The organism is Paraglaciecola mesophila KMM 241 (genome assembly GCF_000315015.1).
GTDB classification, from domain to species: domain Bacteria; phylum Pseudomonadota; class Gammaproteobacteria; order Enterobacterales; family Alteromonadaceae; genus Paraglaciecola; species Paraglaciecola mesophila.
On sequence record NZ_BAEP01000052.1, the window covers coordinates 1 to 21,263 of the forward strand.

The window sequence follows — 21,263 nt, forward strand, 5'->3', positions numbered from 1 at the left end:
TTTCGCTGCCTTTTTGTTAGGTGTACTGGAAACTAGTGTTTAGCCTTTATGATACTGAGCACTATATTTGTGCACTGCATCGACAAATACTTTAGCGTTCTCGGGGGGAACATCTAAATGAATGCCATGCCCTAAGTTGAATACGTGCCCTGGGCCTTCACCAAATCCAGCTAGTATTGTCTGCACTTCTTGCTCTATACGTTCTGGTGCAGCATAAAGCATGGATGGGTCCATGTTACCTTGTAAAGCGACTTTATCACCCACGCGGGCTTTCGCGTTGTCGATATCGATAGTCCAATCTAAGCCTACTCCATCACAACCAGTTGCGGCTATAGACTCCAACCACATACCAGCGTTTTTGGTGAATAAGGTGACGGGTACTTTACGACCATCATTTTCGCGGGTCAAACCATCAACAATTTTATGCATATATTGCAGTGAAAAGTCTTGGTAATCGCGAGGAGACAATACGCCACCCCAAGTATCAAATACCATGACTGATTGAGCGCCTGCAGCAATTTGGGCATTGAGATATAAAATGACGGAGTCAGCAAGTTTATCAAGCAATAGATGCAGCGCTTTAGGATCGCTAAACGCCATCTTTTTAATCTTAGTAAACGCCTTGCTTGAACCGCCTTCAATCATGTAAGTGGCTAGTGTCCAAGGACTACCAGAGAACCCAATAAGTGGTACTTCACCTTGTAAGTTTTTACGAATGGTACGCACTGCATTCATCACATATTGTAATTCTTGCTCAGGATCTGGTGCGGGTAGATTCTGAATATCTGCCATACAAGTAATTGGTTTAGAGAATTTTGGACCTTCCCCTTGCTCGAAATACAATCCTAACCCCATCGCATCAGGAATAGTGAGTATGTCAGAAAACAGTATAGCGGCGTCTAAATCAAAGCGACGAAGAGGTTGTAGCGTCACCTCGCATGCTAGCTCTGCATTCTTGCATAATGACATGAAATCACCGGCTTGCGCGCGCGTTGCTTTGTATTCAGGCAAATAACGGCCTGCTTGACGCATCATCCACACAGGGGTGACATCGACTGGTTGGCGAAGTAAAGCGCGTAGATAACGATCGTTTTTTAACGAATTCATGAATTTCCTCTATACATCTGTGAAAGTAGTGCGCCAGTCCTAGGCCAAAAAAGTCGACATTGTACCTTGTTAATTTCAAGGAAGAAGCGAAATCAACCTAAATTTTGTAAAAACTTGCAACGTAACCAGAAACTCTGTTATAACAATGTTGCGCAAGCAAACTAACAATAAGAAGCTCGAAAAAACGAGACTTAGACGCTAAAATATTCGAACCCCACTTAAAGTGGGGTTTTTTATGTCTGGTGTTTTTTTCAGTCTTGGCAAATTTCTTCAATCGTGCGTTCAATTAATTGCCCTGCAATAGAAAACTTCGGTGGTATATTCGGCAGCTCGTCATATTTAAACCAATGGGCTTCAATGATTTCGTGCCCATCTACATTGATATCACCGCTGTCAAAGTCTGCTAAGAAGCCGACCATTAATGAATGTGGAAAAGGCCAAGGCTGGCTAGACATATATCTAATATTTTTTATCGCGACACCCACTTCTTCAAATACTTCTCTGTGAACAGCATCCTCTAGGGTCTCTCCGCTTTCAACAAAACCAGCCAATGTTGAGAACATATTGCGTTCTTTCTGGGGTTTACCTTGTGCCAGTAAAATTTTGTCTTCGTGGCGGATAGCAACAATAATGCAGGGCGATATTCTTGGATAGCATCTGTGATGGCAGCGATGACAGTGCATGGCCATTTCCCAATCTATTTTTTGCATGGTAGAACCACATTGGCCGCAAAACCTATGAGTACGAAGAAATAGAGCGACTTGCCAAGCTCGGGCCGCCACAGAAAATATATCCATTTCATCATGAAGCAATAACGATCGGAGGTGACTTAGTTCTAATCCCGCTTGTTCGATGAGTTCATTACCCATATCGACGAGATAGCACACTTGCCCATTATGCTCACCTACCTGCACAACTTGCTCTTTGTATGCGTGAGCAAACTCTAGTTTGTTCCATGCTTCGACAATTGGACCAGGCTGCTCTATAGGCACTAGCAGTTTTTCGGCGCTGAAAATAAACCAGATGCTGGGGGCATCAACATTGATGTTTACATTTTGTTTGATCATAGGTTTTTATCACTTATTTATCGGCACTAAGATGATACTGCTACCTACTCGATGAACACTTTTAGTAGGAAAGAATGCAAGAATTATCACTTAGCGATATAACATTTTGCACCTAAAACAGATTGGTTCAGCTTTCATTAAGAATTGCTTGTCCACAATGATACTCATTATGTGCATTAATTCCTCAACTTTATGAAGTAAATCAAGCTACTATTCATACAAACCCTTTTAGATGAGTGATATACTTCACTAAAATAATCAGATAATTATGATTGAGCGCTATTCTTTTACGTTTAAAAGGCAGCTTGATTAACTGGAAGGTCTGCAACATAAAGATGAGTATTGGATCGCAAGTAGAAAAAGCACGTCAATATTGTGAACAAAAAGGCGCACGTTTTACCCATTTAAGAGAAACCGTGTACGCCCTATTGTTAGAAAAAGAAGGTGCTGTTGGTGCCTATGACTTGCTTGATACATTGAAAGAAACGGAAACGAATGCTAAGCCTGCGACCGTTTACCGTACTTTGGATTTTTTGCTTGAGTTCGGTCTGATCCATCGATTGGAATCGACCAATGCATTTGTCGCTTGTCATCATTTCGGGTGTAGCCATCCAGTACAGTTTTTAATATGCGACAATTGCGGCTTGGTTAAAGAAATTCAATCTGAAGGGCTGCAAGATACCTTAGTAAAGCATGCTGAGTCCCATGGATTTAAGGTGTCAAAACAAACTATAGAGGCGCATGGTTTGTGTACAGCATGCCAATAGTATTCAAGCGAGTGCAGATATTTAGTAATCGACAGGAAGTATGGCAACAATGAATGCAGAATTTATAAATCCGTTCATTGCCGCTTTACGCAACGTTCTCAGTACCATGGCCCAATTAGAGTTGGTACCAGGCAAGCCACAGAAGAAAACGGATTCTGCAGCGAAAGGTGATGTGTCGGGTCTAATTGGCATGGTTGGTGACGATGTGAAAGGGTCACTATCAATTACTTTTGAAACCAGCATTGCGCTTAAAGTGATGCATAATATGCTCGGAGAGCAACTAGAATCTGTCAATGAAGACGTGGCCGATATGGTTGGCGAAATCACCAATATGATTTGTGGTGGTGCAAAAAACGAATTAGCTAAACTTGGTTACAATTTTGGTATGGCAACACCGGTTGTAGTTTTTGGTAAAAATCATACACTGAGTCACACGGCATCTGGTCGAAAATTGATCATGCCATTCGCTAATGAACACGGTAAAGTGTATTTAGAGATGTGTTTTGACAAATAGTTTACCGATTTGGCAACAATTCCAGTTAAGCCTTCGTGCTAAACCTAGAGGATTTCATCTCATCACAGATGAAATAGAAAGGCAGTTAGAAGTTTTAGCGACGATAAACATTGGTATCTTGCATTTGTTTATTCAGCATACAAGTGCCAGTTTAACGATTAATGAAAATGCAGACCCAACAGTCAGGTCAGACCTAGAGAGTCACATTAATCAAGCTGTTCCAGAGAATGCGGCATATTATCTGCATATTTATGAAGGTTCGGATGATATGCCAGCACATATTAAAGCCAGTGTATTTGGGAGCAACATAACAATTCCTATACAAAACGGAAGGTTAGCGCTAGGTACATGGCAGGGAATATATTTGGGAGAGCATAGAAATCATGGTGGTGAGCGTAGCGTGATTGCAACAATTACCGGCCAATAAATATTTTACACACTGAATCAGAGTATATATCGACGTTAAATCGCACGTTATATCGAATGATTAACACATTACATTAAGGACGTTTATTATGAAAAAAACCATGACAGCCATGGGTATCTTACTTGCTTTTACCAGTGGCGCTTTCGCACAATCTGCGCCAGTAGGCGACAAATGGGTAGGTGGTTTCGGTGAATATTATAAAACTGATGGTGAGCTAGATGGCGCGCCTACATTTTATGATGACGGTGTTGGCTTCGGTGCTGAACTAGGCTTTCGCTTTAAGCCTCAGTGGGCTGCAAGATTAGAATGGTCACACTTAAACATCGACCAAACTAATGGCTTAGGTGATGAGTCTGGTAACCGTCTTGGCGTTGACGCCATGTACTTCCTGCCTGACGACTTAATGTATGTATTCGCAGGTGTTAAGCACCTTGATATCACAGACAGTTCACGTCTAGCTAACGTTGGTATCGGTAAGCACTGGTCAATCAATGACAAATGGCGTGTTATTACTGAAATCGCTGCATATCATGATTTTGGTGAAGCGTATAACGACGTAAGCGCAAAAATTGGTCTAGCGTATAGCTTTGGTGCGACTTCAGCGCCAGTGACTCGCGATTCTGATAACGACGGCGTAAATAACAGCATGGACAAATGTCCTGGTACTGCTCCTGGCGTTAAAGTAGACGCTATGGGTTGCGCACTCGCCGCCGCTGTGACTGAATCTGATTCAGACAACGATGGTGTCTTAGATAGCAAAGATAAGTGTGCAAACACGCCTTCAACTGATCAAGTAGATGCAACTGGTTGTAGCATTTTTACTGAAGTTGAAGTTGAAGAAACATTGCGCATTTTGTTCGCCAACAACAGTGCAGAAATTGCAAACCGTGCAAACAGCGACATCCGTGACTTTGCAGCATTCATGAAGCGCTTCCCTTCAACTGATACTGTAATCGAAGGTTACGCGTCAGCTCCTGGTGAAAGTGACTACAACCAGTGGTTATCTGAAGAGCGTGCAAAAGCGGTACGTATGGTATTGATTGAAGATTACGATATCAAACCTGCTCGTATCACAGCAGTTGGTTTCGGTGAAAGCAAATTGCTTGACGCACCTACAGCTAAAGAAGCTAACAAAATTAACCGTCGCATTGTAGCGCGTGTTAGTGCTTCTAAGCGTGAGAAACTAACTAAGTAATTACTTGGTTCTATAACAGTTTCGAGTACAAAAAAAGGAGGTGAAATTCACCTCCTTTTTTATGTCTGCGATTCAGTTGAGAGGAAGATTAATACTCGTCGTCTCTGGGTGGCCCGGCATAATTGTCAAATCGAGAAAACTGTCCTTGGAAGGTAAGTCTTGACGTACCAATAGGGCCGTTACGCTGTTTACCAATAATGATTTCAGCCACGCCTTTATCTTCACTGCCTTCGTTATACACTTCGTCTCGATAAATAAACATGATCAAATCGGCATCTTGCTCGATTGAACCTGACTCCCTCAAATCCGAATTAATTGGGCGTTTATCTGAACGCTGCTCTAGTCCTCGGTTCAGCTGCGAAAGGGCAACTACTGGCACTTCCAGCTCTTTCGCTAGAGACTTTAATGAGCGAGAAATTTCGGCGATTTCCAAAGTACGGTTATCACTTAAGCCCGGCACCTGCATCAGTTGCAGGTAATCGATCATAATCAGGCTAATACCACCGCGATCGCGAGCCAATTTACGTGCACGCGTACGCACTTCCATTGGTGTCAAACCGGATGAGTCATCGACGTAAAGGTTATCTTTGTCTTTGAGCATGGCCATAGTGTTGGACATGCGGGCCCAATCTTCATCATCTAATTGAGCGGTACGGATCTTGGTTTGATCTACGCGGCTTAGTGAGGCAAGCATACGCATCATGATCTGTTCGGCGGGCATCTCTAAGCTGAATACCAAAACTGGCTTTTCTTCCAATAACATGGCGTTTTCACACAAGTTCATAGCGAATGTGGTTTTACCCATAGAAGGACGCGCGGCAACTATGATCAAATCTGAAGGCTGTAAGCCACTGGTTTTCTTGTCTAAATCTGTGTATCCGGTCGAGACACCAGTCACTTCTTTATTGTTTTTAACTAATTCTTCAAGGCGGTCAATGGTTTTTGTTAGTACTGATTCAATGCCTCGGGGGCCTTCGTTTTTTGCGGTACGCTTTTCTGCAATTTCAAAAACTCGACTTTCCGCCATGTCGAGTAATTCGCCGCTATTTCGACCTTCGGGGTTATAACCCACATCGGCGATATCGTGAGCCACACCAATTAACTCTCTAACAACTGCGCGCTCTTTTATAATATTGGCATAGGCGGTGACGTTAGCGGCACTTGGCGTGTTTTTCGCTAACTCGCCTAAATAGGCGAAACCACCTGCTTCTTCGAGTTCGTCTAGATTCTCTAAATCTTCTGAAACAGTAATTAAATCAATGGGATGGTTGTTTTTCAGTAAACGCAGAATCGCGCCATAAATGACCTGATGAGAGCGGTTGTAAAAATCTTCCTCGGTGACAAGTTCAGCGACTTTGTCCCATGAGTCAGGTGCAATTAACATACTGCCCAGCACAGATTGCTCTGCTTCAATGGAATGCGGAGGAACTTTAAGCTTTTCGACTTTTTGATCTTTATTTTTTGCTGAAACGGCTTTCACAGAAGGTACATTTATCCTCAAGAACAGGTGACTAGTATGCGCCAAATTACCCCTGTTAGTAAAGGTAAGATAACGCAGTAAGGTATGGGGTTAACGATGAAAATACGGTTATAAAAAAGTATTATTGTCAGCCAAAGTATGGACTATTTTAGCACTACAAATCTTGCGAATAAGCAGATATTGCTGCTAGGAACTCGCTGCCATAGCGGTCTAGCTTGGTTTGCCCGACGCCATTAACCTCTAAAAAATCGGTTTTAGACTGTGGCAGTTTATCGGCCATGTCCGCCAGAGTTGCGTCGCTGAAAACGACGAATGGAGGCACATCTTCTCTTTGTGCAATGGACTTTCGTAAGTGCTTTAATTTGGCAAACAATTTACGATCGTAGTTCATCTCTTTGAGTTTTGATTTTTTGCCAGAATCAATTGTCAGACGCGGCACCGCTAACGCCAGTTCTAATTTACCTGCAAGTACGCCTCTGGCTTCCTCGGTTAGTTTAAGCACGGCGCTTTGTGTAATGTCGATGCGCAGAAAACCTTTGTGGATCAGCTGATTAATTATATTGTGCCAGTGCGCATCAGACTTATCTTTGCCAATAGCAAACGTACTGAGGCTATCATGACCTTGCTCAACGATGCGTTTGAGCTTCTTACCACGTAACACATCTATGACATACTGGCTGGCGACATTCTGACCTAAACGATAAATACACGACAACACCATCTGCGCCGGTACAGTTCCATCGAATCGCTTCGGTGGGTCGAGGCAAATATCACAGTTACCGCAGTCATGGGCAGAATATTCGGAAAAGTAGTTGAGTAAGACTTGTCGCCTGCAAGTCTGAGCCTCTGCGAACGCCTCCATAGCGGCAAATTTTTGCAATTCGATATCTAGACGTTCTGGGTTATCACCCATACCAATCCATTGGCGTATACGTGCAGCATCTTTTTCATCAAACAAAAGTAATGCTTCTGCCGGCATACCGTCTCGCCCAGCGCGCCCTGTTTCTTGATAATAGGCTTCCACGCTACGTGGCAAATCGAAATGAACGACAAAGCGCACATTTGATTTATTGATCCCCATACCAAATGCTACGGTGGCCACAATGATGTCGATGTTATCTTGAATAAAATCCCGTTGGATTTTATCTCGTATCGGGCCTTCAAGGCCGGCATGATAACCAGCACAGTTGATACCTTGTCTGGCAAGCGCAATACTCAAATCGTCAACTTTTTTGCGGCTGTTACAATAAATAATGCCGCTACCTTCTTGTTGTTTTACGTATTGAATCACCTGATCAGTGGCTTTGTATTTGAACAATTGGTTGTAGCGGATATTTGGCCTGTCAAAGCTACCCTTAAAAATGAACGGATCCTGTAGGGCGAGTTGCTGCAAGATATCACTGCGTGTTGTGATATCTGCCGTAGCGGTCAGCCCCACCACCGGAACATTAGGAAATTGTTGTTTTAATTGACCTAGTCGACGGTACTCTTTGCGAAAATCATGACCCCAGTGTGAAACGCAGTGGGCTTCATCAACGGCAAACAGGGCGAGTTCTAGACTGTGTAAGCGCTGAATAAAATCAAATTGCATTAAGCGCTCAGGGGCGACATAAATGAGTTTGTAACGACCATCTTGCATGCCGCGATAAACATTGTGCATTTCTTCGCTGCTTAGATTTGAATTAATATAGGCTGCACTGACCCCCGATGCTACGAGGGCGTCTACTTGGTCTTTCATAAGTGCGATAAGAGGTGAGACAACAATGGTTAACCCCTCGAGCACCAAAGCCGGTATTTGATAACAAAGTGATTTCCCTCCTCCCGTAGGCATAAGTACTAAGACATCATGACCTTGTAATATCTTTTCGATGACGTCGTGCTGACCGTCACGAAATTCATCATAACCGAAAACCGTTTTTAAAACGGATTGGGCGCTGTTGATAGCGCTTGTAGCGGGGGGCATTTGGGACAAAAATCAGGCTCTAAAACAAAAATTCTGCGCGCATTTTACGTGTTTTTACACCATACATCACTTGCCAATAACTAAAAACTTCGTCACATTGGGAACTTCGCCGGAATAAGGAAGATTATATGAGCGATAACAAAAGCTTAACGCCAGAGCAGTTGGCTGAATTCGTCATCGAGTTTTTTCAAACCAGTATGCCTTTTAACCAAGCGCTGGGATTTCAAATTGAAACCTTGGCTGATCATGAAGTGCAAATACGTATGCCCTGGAGCAACATGCTCATGGGTAACCCGGTACATAAAATTTTGCATGGGGGAGCAACCGCCGCCATTCTCGATACAGTAGGCAGCGTGGTTGCACTTATGTACGGAATAAAGCAGCTTAAACCCGAAGACGTCGAAGACTTTAAAAATACCTTAGCCAATAACGGTACAATCGATATGCGGGTAGATTACTTGCGCCCAGGAAAAGGAGAAGAATTCGTAGCAACCGCTAGCGTTATTCGTAGGGGGAGAAGGGTAGCCGTATGCAGAATGGAGTTACACAACGAGCAAGGTCAACATATTGCATCTGGGACAGGGACTTATTTAGTTGGGTAACTAAGTAAGGGATCTAGCTAAATATATTTGCGACCTCTGTGACTTTATTCCTTTTGCCATGTGACTTTAATCATTGACTCTTTTTCTTCGAAACTTTGCTATAAAAATATATATAGTTAGAACTCAGAGTTACAAGTAAATTATCTCTTTGCGTGTCTTGGCCAATATTGCCAAGACCTTGTTCTGTATAGGGTGAGGTATTTGCGCCTTGTTCATTGCATTTATAAATAAATCGACCCCCCGATTAAAATCGGTTTCTGTTATATCCATGCCTGCATGCACACGGACCATAGCGTCGCCAGTGTATTCACACTGCCCTCCGGTAAGGTAGCATACATGTTCAATCAGCTTTTCTCTAAAGCGGTCAACATCTGTATCCTTAAAATATTCAAAAATAACCCGATCGAATTCAATTTCTTCAATGAAATTTTCTACTACTTCTTCTACCTTTGGCTGACCGCCCATCTGAGCATAAACTGATTGTTGAGCATGTGATACGCATGCGATCGTTCCAAAAATAAGTGATATAAGGAATAGCATCAATAATAGTTTTATAGCATTCATTAAAGTTGTCCATTAAGAGAGAGGTAGACGCCATCTTGACCATTTGCGCCGGCTATTGAGCCTAAATCTGCCCACGCCAAGGTCACACTGAAATGTTTGCTAGGAATATAGGTAATGAAAAGGTCTTTCCAATCATCTTCACCTAAGCCTAAATTGTCGGGTTTCTGTCGATATTCAATACCTACCGCAAGGTTGCGAGAAAACAAGATACCCGCAGACGCTTCTAACATCATTTCATAGTCATCGTTGTTAACGCCGCCGAAACCTAATAAACCCATTTCATTGGCTTTCGTTGCTCTAACGGTAAGGTTCCACACCGTATTGTAACCTGCAAGCGCACCTAAATGCACTTTGGTAGCTGCAATGTAAAAATCCGTACCAGCGGCGCTTTTATTGGCACCAACGGCTTTAGCAATGCCTTCGTCCTCAAGCACTTTGTGTTGAATTCCTATGCTTATTTGTGGCCAGCGAGAATATACAACGTCTCCATAAGCGCGATACTTAACGCCGTATATACTTTGCTTAATATCGACCCCCGCCTCTTTTAAATCGAATCGGTGTTGAGCGACACTGACTTCAACCTGATCGTAAAAAGACGCGCTTAACCCCAATACGTTTAAGCGATAATCATCCATATTTACTTGCGTCATAAGCGCACTAACAGATACTTCATCTCGACTATCGTACCCCGATAACGTGGCCCATGGAACAATACCGCCGCCACCGCTGCCTTCTAACTGCACTAGACCTGCGGTTGCTATGAGTTTGCCTTCCTGAGAAAAAGCCGCGTTGCTGAGTAGATAAAGTAGTAACGCACTTGAATGTCTAAACCATGTTTTTCTAAGCATCTTGTTCAAACCAGTTAGTTAATTGGTGTGTGTTTTGCCAAGTAATCAAATCATCGAATGGGATGGGTTTACACATGTAATAGCCTTGCGCAAACTCGCAACCCCATTTTTTCAACAAAAGGAGTGTCGCTTGACTTTCTATACCTTCGGCCACCACATTTAGACCGAAGCTGTGAGCTAACTCGATAACTGTTTGCACGATTTTCTGATCACCTTGCTGAGAATCAAGGGATAGGACAAAGCTTTTGTCTACTTTTAAAGTAGTGACAGGCAAATGCTTTAAATACGCCATGGACGAGTAACCGGTACCGAAATCATCAATCGCTATCTCAAAGCCTCTATCTCTAAACGCTTGTAACTGCTGAATTGCCTTTACAGGCTCTTGCACCAAATCGCTCTCTGTCATCTCAAAACTCAAGGCCTTACTGCTTAATTGGCTTGTTTCCATTAGCAAAGATAAATGAGGCAATAGGGACTGGTCCATCACATCTTTCGCTGATAAATTGATGGCGATACTCATCTCAATACCAGCATTTCTGAGAGTAACCGCGTCTTTTATGGCTTGATTGATAACCCAGTCAGTAATTTTTCCGATGAACCCGGCTTGCTCGGCAACGCTAATAAAATCGTCAGGGGAAACAAAGCCCAGTATGGCATTGTTCCAACGAATCAAGGCTTCTACCTTAGTGACCCTACCTGTTTTTAAATCTAACTTAGGTTGGTAAAAAAGGCTCAACTCATCTTGCTGCTCTTGCAAAGCAGTTTTAAGCTCAGCAATAATGGATAATCGGCGAAGATAACGATGCTCAAACTCCGGTTGGTAGGCAAGTATCGGCTGATCTGACAAGTTCGTTTCATCGAGTGCGATATTAACACGTCTGAAAAGCTCTTCGGCATTGGCCGCGTCATACGGGCAATTCAGCATTCCTATGGATAACTTGGCCATGATGGATGAATCACCAGTATCAATGGGTTGTTCTAAGCTATTTATAAATTGCACGACCTGTTCAGGTGAGAGGTGTTCATCAGGCACCCAAAGTAGTTCCCCGCCTGCTAATCTAGCGCCTAGCCCACCATGTTCGAGTATTCGATTGGCAAGTACTTGCAGGCAAATGTCGCCATTGTGATAACCAAACACGTCGTTAATACTTCGAAAACCAAACACGTTAATGCCTAATACCTGAAAGGGTTTATTTTCCTTGAATTTAGCGCAAAGCAGCGCTTCCATATTGTAGCGATTATTCAAACCGGTCAGTATGTCGTGCTGTGCCTGATAGCTTATTTTTTCCTCACGTTTGCGAATGTTAGATTGCATCGATTCCAACGCTTGGGCTAAGTTTTTTACTTCGGTAGAGTTAGAATGGGCAACGATCGTCTTATTGTAGTCACCGGTGGAAATGCGCTGGGCAATATCCGCAAGCGCAACTAGTGGTTTAGCAACTTTTCGGGAGAATAACGCTGCAAAACACAATGCCAAAATAATTGCTAGTAACGCTATGAACAAGATATTCAGCTGCAGAGCGTTAAAATCTGCAAATAGACGATGAACATCATTCGACAGTGTAATAATCACTTTTAAATTCCCTTCGTCCGCCAACAAAAACTGCCGAGATACAAAAGGAGCATCATTGAATAGGGTCAGTGAAAGCCAAGACAACGTTTGCCCTTGCTCTGATAACGCGACCTCTAAAATTTCACTAGGCAAGGTACTGATTGTGAGGTTATTTGCTCCATCGGCTTGCACTTGTATGGTGGTATCCAACTGAGTGACATCTTTGAGCTGTTGAGCCCATCCATGATCTATCTCAAATCCAATGACGGCGACGGCAATAGGGGTCGGCGCATCGATAGTCAGCATCATTACTTGGTACAACTTTTTATCGATAACTAGCAACGACGCTGCACCACCATTTAGCAGGGCATTTTGTATTATTTTTGAATAAGGGAAGGGCGTTTCTGTTGGCAAAATATCCGGAACGCTAGTGATGTTGCTGCCGCCCAGAGACACTAGCGCCATCAAATCGGCTGTGATCCGCCCGCCATGGTTGTACAACGCGCTGTTGATCGTAGGAATATCGCCTGAAGCAACGGCTTGTTTGAAGCCAAAATCAGCAGTCAATACACTTGCTGAGTTGTAAAGCACGTTCTCCCGACTCTCTAATACTTGCTCAAAAACGTTTTGAGCGACTTCAAGATCACTGTTTAATTGATTTTGGGCGTGCTTGCTCGTCGAGGTCCACACATTGATGAGTATCAGGGTGGCGGTGAGTACAACCAAACCTACAACAAGACGGAAAATGCTTTGGTTTAGCTTTCTAGTGGCCAATTACTGCTCCCTAGAGGAAAATTTACGCGAAAACTTGCGGCGTTTAACTTCTGTTTTATTTTTCTCTAAAAGCGCCAAGGTCACTGTTTTCAGTTCACTTACTCTATTGATTGTACTCTTAGTCTTTTCATTAGCCAGAGTATGTTCTCGGGCGAATGACTTCGTCACGCGCTCTGAATTACTGGCAGACAAATTAGCATGCCAAAAAGTAAACTCAGTTGCTTGTGTGCGCAGCCTTGCAAGGCCATTTTGGTCTGTGACGGCGGTAATTTCATTTTCAGCTATATAAATGTAGCCAAGCATCTGGTCGTGAATATTGCAGCCCAATACCACGACGCCAGACTTGTCAAATCTAATAGGAGTGGAGTCTTCGCCTTTATAAAGTCGTATCTCAAAAGGCTTAGGCTGAGAAAAACTGTAAATATGGTGACGTATGTCATCACTGTTCGGAAAGCGTACCGACTGGTATTTTTGTACAACCAAAACATGAGGAGAAAACTGCGAATTGATTTGATCCATTACTGGGATGTTGGCGATATCATCGGTGGGTTCCCCGCTTGCACTCACAACGGCATTAGCAATAGGATTGCCGATTTGATCAACGATTTTAAACTGTATTTCTTGTGTTGCGCTGGCTGCATAACTAACCAATGAAAACACGAGCAGGGAGAATTTGTCCATCCAGCGTGATTGGTTGGTGTTAATCTTACATCCCTTTCTCATAAGAACTTGAATCCTATTATCTGGCTTATTATTTAGCGTCATTTTTTGCACAATTTAATATTACACATGCATCTTTAAAAAGCACTTTGGATCGTAAATTTGCATAAAATTCGTCAACTAGGTAGGTTTTTATAACTTAAAAGCACTAAACGTGATGATGAGACAGGCTTAATCAAAATCAACTGATGCTTTGGATATTCTTTTTATCGACTAACATAGGCATTTACATTAAATTGCCAGTCAACTATTGAGCTATTAGGCGCGTTGTAAATCTTTCAGCGGCATATCATCGGAATCGTTATAAATGTTAAAAACACAGTGGGCTGATAAAATTTTAGATTGGGCTCAGCTCTATATGGGTAGTCTTATTTGGACTCTGGTAATGCTACTTGTGTATGTGTTAGTCACTAAATGGACCTTGCCTAAGATAGAAAAGAAAATAGATGAAAGTAATTTAAAGTCACCTGAAGTGCTGAGGGCTTACCATATTATTCGCTTGGTCGTTGGCATATTAACCTTAGCGGTAATATTAATAGCGTGGGGGATCGATTTCAGTGGGTTATTAGTGATATCGACCTCGCTTATTACTCTAACAGGTGTGGCATTCTTCGCGAGTTGGTCATTGCTGAGTAACATAACAGCTTACTTTCTGCTGTTATTTCAAACGTCATTTCGCCGAGGTAATTTTATTCGTGTATTGGATGCTGATAACTATGTGGAAGGCTTTATCACTGAGATCAACTTATTCAATACTAAGCTCATCACCGAAGACCGAGAAATTATCGTTTATCCAAACAACCTAATTCTAACTCGCCCTAGTATTATCAACCCCAGAGCGAAGTGGAAGACAGTGGGTAAGTTTACCGATAGACCTGAAAAGAAAACGCAGCAAATACGTAAAAAATAATCCTACTTCTAACTCATTTGCCACCGTTAAGCATGCTAAAATAGGTCATATATCAACACCTAGCTTGGCGTGCCTGTTTTTAACACGTTTTCACACAGTGATACCTTAGCTTAAATTGATACTCGATCAGTCCATTCGAATAGCTAACAAGTATGAAGCCGTAAATGAGTATAGATTTTCCACCCGTTCTAGAGCACCTCTCACTTTTCCTTAATGCCCTTTTCAGTAACAAGGTTGTGTTAACTATCCTGCTGGCATTCTTCATTTTAGGCGTAAAATACGCTTTGGTGAAAACCGTGCGAAATCGAGCCATCAGCAAAGGGAAAGACAAGCGAGATTTGGTCAATAACATCAAGAATTTTATCAATTTTGTAATGTTGTTTTTGCTACTAAGTCTGTGGGCAGGGGAGTTACAAAACTTCGCACTTTCTATTGCTGCATTTGCGGTGGCTATTGTTCTTGCTACTCGCGAGTTTATTCAATGTGTAATTGGTTTTTTCTATTTGGCCTCTACCCGTCCTTTTCGTATTGGTGATTGGGTGCAAGTAGGGGAAATCGTTGGTGAGGTATCTGAAACTGACTGGATGAAAAGTACGCTATTAGAGGTAGACATTCATAAGTATGAATACACAGGTAAAACATTGTTTATTCCTAACAATGCGATGATCACGAACACGATAAAAAACCTGAACTTTTTAAAGCGTTACGCGACGCACCATTTTAATATCACACGGGACCAGAGCGTTAATCCCTATTTGTTTATTGATCAGCTACAGGCAAAAGCTGAGTTGTATTGTGCGGATTTTAAAGAGGTTGCCTACCGGTACAGTCAAACGATTGAGAGACGCCTCGATGTAAAAATTGCTGGTCCTGATCCTCATATTAACGTTTCTACTTCGGATGTAGGCGACTCAGTTGTGACAGTCGCGATTTTTTGCCCAACTGAACGCGCCATAGAAATAGAACAAAAACTGATTAAAGATTTTATGACAATGTGGTTTGCCGCTAGGCGCAGCGGCAATGTTTTATCATTTCAGAATGAACTTGATGAGAAAAATAATATCGATGATAGTGCCAAGTAATAAAGAGATGACGTCTCGCGCTTACTTTTGTCATAAAACTTGCTTAGTCATCGATTGTTTTCATAGCCGATAGGTAAAGTGGGATCGCATCGCTCTTCTCGCTATCTAATTACAGAGGTCACAGTGCTCACTTTACGGACTGTTCAATTATTTTTTTCTCGGTTGATCGCACTTCTCGTGCTTGTTGCCCCTCACGTTTTTGCGATGTCAGTTGATATTGAAGGGGCAGATGATAGTCGTTTAGAAGAGAATATTGAGACACATATCGGCATCATTGGTGCCCCTGTAGGGTGTGAGCTTACGCCAAACTATCGCCAAACTATCAAAGAAGCGGTAACCAAAGCGGCTCAAGCAATTGGGTATTATCAGCTTGAAACCTTAAGTATACGTATATCAAAAGACCAAGAGTGCAGCGAGTTGTACCTCTCAGTGCGAGCTGGTACGCGAGTGAAAATCAGTCAGCGTCAAATAGAGCTAGTTGGAGCGGAAAAGCCAGACACGGTATTGCAAAGTGTTATTGATAAAGCCCAGCTAAAAGAAGGTACTTTCTTAGAGCAAAGTCAGTATGAAAGCCTAAAAAGCAAGCTGCTGTCTACTGCTCAAGTGCGCGGCTATTTTGATGCGAAATTTACCACCCAAGAAATTCGTATCGATTTTGATACTTACTCAGCCAGTATTCACTTAGTCTTCGCTGCTGGTAAGCGTTATGCCTTCGGAAAGCTGCTCATTCCAGAAGACGACAAAGCGCAAGTCCTTATCCAAGAAGTCTCTACCTTTAAAGAAGGTGAGCCTTACCACGCAGACAAGCTAGCGGAGTTTAACCAAAATTTAAAACTTACAGGCTATTTTCAACAAGTTGTGGCGCGTCCACTGGTCAGCAAAGCACAGGGCGATGAAGTACCCATTGAATTGATTGCCAGCGCTAAGCCCAGAGACACATTCAACATAGGCGGAGGTATTTCTACGGATACTGGCCCCAGCCTACGATTTAAATGGCAGCGACCCTGGGTTAACAGCAAGGGGCATAGTTTGTCAGCTGACGCATTTATCTCAAGTCCAGAGCAAAACATCAGTTTGAAGTACAAAGTGCCGCTTGAAGACCCACTGAATAATTATTTGAGTTATCAAGCGGGTCTTAAAGCCGAAAATGACAATGACACCCAAAGCGAAGCGATCACCTTGGCTATTCAACGCCATTGGGGCGAACCTGATAACGATTGGAAACGTATTGGTTTCTTACGTTTAGAACAAGAAAAGTTCACTCAAGGAACTGAAGATGAACAAACCACTACTTTATTGTTGCCCGGTGTCACTGTAAGTCGGCGCAGAACACGGGGTGGGTTGGATCTCAATTGGGGGGATAAACAGCAATATACCTTAGAGGGCGCAACCCAAGAGGTGGTCTCTGATATCGATTTGGTGCGTATTAGTTTGCAATCTAAATGGTTGCGTTCCTATGGGAAACATCGCTTATTCGCTCGGGCAGAGTTAGGGGCTATTGCGACCAATGATTTCTCTCAAGTGCCATCGAGTTTGCGCTATTTCGCAGGGGGAGATCAAAGCGTACGGGGATTTGCCCTAAATACGTTGTCGCCAGAAGAAGACGATGAATTAACCGGCGGGCAATATTTGAGTGTGGCGAGTATCGAGTATTCCTACCCGGTGGCAACCGATTGGCGCCTAGCTGTTTTTACGGATGTGGGTAATGCAAGTGATAAACCATTTAAAGATCTCGCCACCGGTGTTGGCTTAGGCGCTAGCTGGGTTTCACCTGTTGGACCAATACGTTTTTATTTTGCTCGAGGTAACAGTGTGGAAGAAACCACATGGCGCTTTCACTTTTCCATGGGGCCTGCTTTATGAGGCTATTGAAATATTTAGGCATATTCCTTTGCGTTTTGGTTTTGCTAATTGCGTTGATCGCATCGCCTTGGGGCACGAGAGGCGTGCTGTCCATTGCTGATAGCAGTGTAGACGGGTTGGACATCGATTACGATTCAGGCAGTTTGCTTTCAGAGCTGTCGCTCAAAAGATTAGCTTTCTCGACGCCGGATTTAAGCTTACAGATCAAAAAATTAGCCATCGATGTTAATTGGTCGTGCGTGGCTACGATGCAAGCATGCCTATCTGAGCTTAGGGCGCAAAGTATTGGCGTTAACGTCACACCAAGCGAATCGCCTGAGCCAGAAAGTACTGAACCGTTAGGGCGTATCACGCTGCCATTGCCGGTGTCCGTGGATAATTTAGACGTGCGTAATATTCGCATCGATGTGGTTGATACAGTAGGAGTAACAATACAGTCTGTGTCCAGTGAGCTCAGCATGTTTCGTACTTTGCGTATTGACCACTTGGCACTTAATGGTGTTCGCGTTGAGTTACCCGAGGCCAGCCCTGAAGCGAAATCTACTGGTGATCAACCGTTAGATTTGCAAGCAATCGCCAATTGGCAATACACGCCGATATCACTACCGGCTATTGTGTTTCCAATCGTTATGCGGGGGAATAATTTGGCGCTGGACGACCTAGTGGTTTCTCAAGGTAAAGCGCCGCTGATTGATATCACGAAGCTGCGAGCAACCATTGATATTACCCCTAAATTACTCACGGTGAAAAAGTTTCAGCTAAGCTCTAGCTTCGGGGAGGCAGACCTAACAGCTACCTTGGGTAAGCAATGGCAGCACCAAGCAACGCTGTTGTTCAATACTGCCATCAATAGCCCATACCCCATCGACGCTAAGCTTAATCTAAAGGGGAATTTGCAGCGCAGCGAACTTAGGCTAAGTACTACCGGCTTAGTTGATTTAACGGCCAGTGCCAGCGCTGATTTGCAGTCAAAGCAATTACCTGTTGCTCTTGATGTCAATTGGCAGCCAGTCGAGTGGCCGATAAAACAACCGCAGGTACTGATAGAAAAGGGCCAATTGACTCTGTCTGGTGACATAAACCAGTATAAATTGGCCTTAGATACCGCCCTCAAAGGTGCTTCAGTCCCGCAATCGACTTTGACCCTGCACGCTGCGGGCAATAATCGCCAAGTGCAGCTTACTCAATTGGCCATCGATACCCTTGGGGGGCAAATACAGGCGTCAGGGAATATCGCCCTAGATACCTTGGCAAAATGGCAAAGTCAGCTTCAGTTTACTGATATTCAACCTCAACGCTTTTGGCCCGAACTAGACGCTAATATACGAGGCAAGCTCAGCCTGAACGGGCAATATGATGGCCAAAACGTAATGGCCCAGATGCGTGAACTCGTTGCATCTGGCAAATGGCTAGATTACCAGTTAAGTGCTTCTGGCGAAGCAAACTTCGATTCACAAGAAGGTATCGAAATCCCTGAATTGTTGGTTAAAACAGGCGACAATCAAATCATTGTTGTTGGTTCATTAGAGGCCTTTGAAGACGTACAGGCGCAATTGACTGTCGACGCGCAAGACTTATCCCAGTTGTATCCCTCATTTGCTGGCAGGGCACAACTTGACGCACAGATTGATGGCACAATATCCGCCCCTGAAGTCAACTTTAATGGCTCTGCTGATAACATCGACTTATCCGATATGCGTATCGCACAACTCGCTACCAAAGGGCAAGTTATCTGGGATGCTCAGAAACAGGCCAATATTGAGTTGCAACTTAGCGATAGCGTTATCAGTCAGCAAAAAATAGCCAATTTAAATGTGGCTTTGAACGGTGATGCACAAGACCACCAACTGAGTTTATCGCTTAACAGTAACATGGCGGACGTCGTGACTAAATTGCACGGAAGTCTGTCAGATAGCCATTGGGATGGCGCGTTAGATGTACTTACCTTTGCCTTAGATGCAGGCCAGTTTGGGTTAGACGAAGAGGGACCTAGCATATCGGCTAATTGGTCGACTGATGAATATCGTATCGCGCCATTCTGTTTATCTGATAACGATGCACACGTGTGTATTCACCTTGCTGAATACGCAGCAACTGGGGCGCAGTTTGATGTGGCGATTGACGACTTACCCTTGGCACCACTGCTAAGCGCTAATCTAGCGCAGCTGCAAAAGATAGATACCAACGCCCAAGTAAACTTAGTGGCTAAAGGCGAATGGGACACAAAAAGTCTGCCTATTATTGAAGCTAATATCAGTCTAACGCCTTCTACTTGGACGGTAGAGGGGGCGAGTATACCCCTTGAGTTAGATGTGCTTAACATGCGCGTTAACACCATAATCGATGAAGTGGGTGCTAAAACCGCAGGTAAAAATGACCCACCTCAGCACGTAGTTACGCAGTTGACACTGCAAAGTAAGCAATTAGGCGAGGTGCACTCAAATGTTGACTTGCAATTAAATGACCAAGACAAGCCGCTTTCTGGCCAGCTAACGTTAAGCAATATTACCCTTGGTGCTGCTGCCCAATTTGTACCGCAATTAACTGAGCTCGCTGGGCGTATCGATGGCCAAATTGAGCTCGGCGGCAACTTAACCGCGCCGTTAATCAAAGGAGAGGTGACGTTAGTTGAAGGTGCAGTCGCAGGCTCAATGCTGCCATCGCGCATTAACCAGGTGGAGCAAGTTATTACGTTCACTGGGCAGGCGGCGACGCTGAGCGGGCCATTCCAACTAGGCAACGGAGAGGGCCAAATAGACGGCGAGTTCAGTTGGCAAGATACCCCTAGCGCGAAAGTGAACGTTAAGGGAAATGAAATGGAAATCGACTATCAGAATATCGTCAGGGCTAAGTTATCGCCTGACATCAATGTGCAATTTGGTGAAGCAGGGTTATCGGTTAAAGGGGAGGTCACTTTACCCTACGCCCGTATTAAAGTGAGGGAGTTGCCACCCAGTGCTTTATCACCTTCTAGTGATGTGGTGTTGGTAAATCATGAGCAAGTCGTTAAAGAAAACAATCTGCCACTGGATTTATCTCTACAGATCAATATTGACCCAGACAAGAATAACGACGTCAAAGTGGATGCATTTGGTTTGACCTCAGACTTAGAAGGCGCATTGTTATTAACGCAAGCAGGTGAAGTCCTTAATGCTAACGGTGAGCTGAATCTGGTCAATGGGCGCTACCAAGCTTATGGCCAAGATTTGGTGATACGAGAAGGAGAAATTCAATTTAGCGGCCCGATAGATAGCCCATATCTTGCGGTCGAAGCAATTCGAGATCCTAACAAAACCGCGGATGATGTGATTGCAGGCTTGCGAATTCAAGGCAGCGCGTCAGAGCCTCAAGTCAGCGTATTTTCAGATCCAAGTATGGAGCAGCCAGAGGCGCTTTCGTATCTGTTACGCGGCACAGCAATCAATAGTACTGATGAATCCTCAAGCGACGGGGCGCTGGCCAGCGCGTTAATCGGATTTGGTTTAGGTAAAAGTGAAAACAAAGTGACCAATATCGGGCGCAAGCTGGGTGTAGAAGATCTCGCTTTGAATACCAGTGGTACGGGAGATGAAACCAAGCTTTCGGTTTCTGGTTATATCGCGCCAGGTGTGCAAATTCGCTACGGTGTAGGTGTGTTTGACTCTGTTTCAGAAGTTGCTTTGCGTTACCAGCTATTGCCAAAACTTTATCTGGAAGCGGTAAGCAGTTTAAACAGCGAGCTGAACTTATATTATCAATTTACTCTTGATGACAAGGAAGAGCCAAAACCTGAGTAAGTCACTGAAAAAAATAAAAATGTTTTGAAACGGGCTAGCATTTTCACCTCAA

Annotated in this window: 17 protein-coding genes; 9 read left to right on the forward strand and 8 right to left on the reverse strand. The window is 43.6% G+C overall.

All coding sequences use genetic code 11. The features are described from left to right. Positions 1–39: 39 nt before the first annotated feature. Both hemE and nudC read right to left on the reverse strand, forming a co-directional pair. Positions 40–1,107: a uroporphyrinogen decarboxylase gene (gene hemE, locus GMES_RS12170; protein WP_006993001.1), complete on the reverse strand. Its 1,068-nt coding sequence runs from the start codon at positions 1,105–1,107 to the stop codon at positions 40–42. 251 nt (positions 1,108–1,358) lie between these two features. Continuing rightward, positions 1,359–2,174 carry an NAD(+) diphosphatase gene (gene nudC / locus GMES_RS12175; protein ID WP_006993002.1) on the reverse strand — a complete coding sequence of 272 codons (816 nt, stop codon included), beginning with the start codon at positions 2,172–2,174 and terminating at the stop codon, positions 1,359–1,361. Positions 2,175–2,509: 335 nt separating this feature from the next. Here nudC and GMES_RS12180 point away from each other — a divergent pair, with 335 nt between their 5' ends. The 4 genes from GMES_RS12180 (at position 2,510) to GMES_RS12195 (ending at position 5,077) form a co-directional block, all read left to right on the forward strand. Continuing rightward, positions 2,510–2,941 carry a transcriptional repressor gene (locus GMES_RS12180; protein ID WP_006993003.1) on the forward strand — a complete coding sequence of 144 codons (432 nt, stop codon included), beginning with the start codon at positions 2,510–2,512 and terminating at the stop codon, positions 2,939–2,941. A gap of 49 nt (positions 2,942–2,990) precedes the next feature. Then, positions 2,991–3,455 (forward strand): chemotaxis protein CheX, encoded by a 465-nt coding sequence (locus GMES_RS12185; RefSeq protein WP_006993004.1) that lies wholly within the window; start codon positions 2,991–2,993, stop codon positions 3,453–3,455. After that, a complete protein-coding gene (locus GMES_RS12190; protein WP_006993005.1) occupies positions 3,445–3,882 on the forward strand; it encodes a secondary thiamine-phosphate synthase enzyme YjbQ in 438 nt (145 codons plus the stop codon). Before GMES_RS12185 ends, GMES_RS12190 begins: the two co-directional genes overlap by 11 nt. Before the next feature lie 88 nt (positions 3,883–3,970). Next, complete coding sequence (locus GMES_RS12195; RefSeq protein WP_006993006.1) at positions 3,971–5,077, forward strand: OmpA family protein; 1,107 nt, start codon at positions 3,971–3,973, stop codon at positions 5,075–5,077. A gap of 88 nt (positions 5,078–5,165) precedes the next feature. On the opposite strand, the gene dnaB is transcribed toward GMES_RS12195, so the two are convergent. Beyond that, on the reverse strand, positions 5,166–6,557 hold the full coding sequence (gene dnaB / locus GMES_RS12200; RefSeq protein WP_006993007.1) for a replicative DNA helicase: 1,392 nt from the start codon (positions 6,555–6,557) through the stop codon (positions 5,166–5,168). 154 nt (positions 6,558–6,711) lie between these two features. Next, positions 6,712–8,520: a DNA helicase RecQ gene (gene recQ, locus GMES_RS12205; protein WP_006993008.1), complete on the reverse strand. Its 1,809-nt coding sequence runs from the start codon at positions 8,518–8,520 to the stop codon at positions 6,712–6,714. Positions 8,521–8,648: 128 nt separating this feature from the next. Here recQ and GMES_RS12210 point away from each other — a divergent pair, with 128 nt between their 5' ends. Continuing rightward, positions 8,649–9,122 (forward strand): thioesterase family protein, encoded by a 474-nt coding sequence (locus GMES_RS12210; RefSeq protein ID WP_006993009.1) that lies wholly within the window; start codon positions 8,649–8,651, stop codon positions 9,120–9,122. A 129-nt stretch (positions 9,123–9,251) separates the two neighbouring features. Here GMES_RS12210 and GMES_RS12215 read toward each other — a convergent pair whose 3' ends face one another. Genes GMES_RS12215 through GMES_RS12230 form a run of 4 tightly spaced genes read right to left on the reverse strand, consistent with a single transcriptional unit; the run spans position 9,252 to position 13,583 of the window. Next, positions 9,252–9,686, reverse strand: coding sequence for a group I truncated hemoglobin (locus GMES_RS12215; RefSeq protein ID WP_006993010.1), 435 nt, complete (start codon positions 9,684–9,686; stop codon positions 9,252–9,254). Further along, positions 9,686–10,534 (reverse strand): DUF3034 family protein, encoded by an 849-nt coding sequence (locus GMES_RS12220; protein ID WP_006993011.1) that lies wholly within the window; start codon positions 10,532–10,534, stop codon positions 9,686–9,688. Before GMES_RS12220 ends, GMES_RS12215 begins: the two co-directional genes overlap by 1 nt. Then, complete coding sequence (locus GMES_RS12225) at positions 10,527–12,860, reverse strand: bifunctional diguanylate cyclase/phosphodiesterase (protein WP_006993012.1); 2,334 nt, start codon at positions 12,858–12,860, stop codon at positions 10,527–10,529. The genes GMES_RS12220 and GMES_RS12225 overlap by 8 nt, the downstream gene beginning before the upstream one ends. After that, on the reverse strand, positions 12,861–13,583 hold the full coding sequence (locus GMES_RS12230) for a methylamine utilization protein (protein WP_006993013.1): 723 nt from the start codon (positions 13,581–13,583) through the stop codon (positions 12,861–12,863). It abuts the gene before it with no gap. 304 nt (positions 13,584–13,887) lie between these two features. On the opposite strand from GMES_RS12230, the gene GMES_RS12235 reads away from it, so the two are divergent. The 4 genes from GMES_RS12235 (at position 13,888) to tamB (ending at position 21,211) form a co-directional block, all read left to right on the forward strand. Further along, complete coding sequence (locus GMES_RS12235) at positions 13,888–14,490, forward strand: mechanosensitive ion channel domain-containing protein (protein ID WP_006993014.1); 603 nt, start codon at positions 13,888–13,890, stop codon at positions 14,488–14,490. A gap of 164 nt (positions 14,491–14,654) precedes the next feature. Next, entirely contained in the window at positions 14,655–15,572 is a 918-nt protein-coding gene (locus GMES_RS12240) for a mechanosensitive ion channel family protein (protein ID WP_006993015.1), read from the forward strand. A 204-nt stretch (positions 15,573–15,776) separates the two neighbouring features. Next, entirely contained in the window at positions 15,777–17,435 is a 1,659-nt protein-coding gene (locus GMES_RS12245) for an autotransporter assembly complex protein TamA (RefSeq protein WP_052013418.1), read from the forward strand. Beyond that, positions 17,432–21,211 (forward strand): autotransporter assembly complex protein TamB, encoded by a 3,780-nt coding sequence (gene tamB, locus GMES_RS12250; RefSeq protein WP_193362990.1) that lies wholly within the window; start codon positions 17,432–17,434, stop codon positions 21,209–21,211. The genes GMES_RS12245 and tamB overlap by 4 nt, the downstream gene beginning before the upstream one ends. The last annotated feature ends 52 nt before the right edge of the window (positions 21,212–21,263 follow it).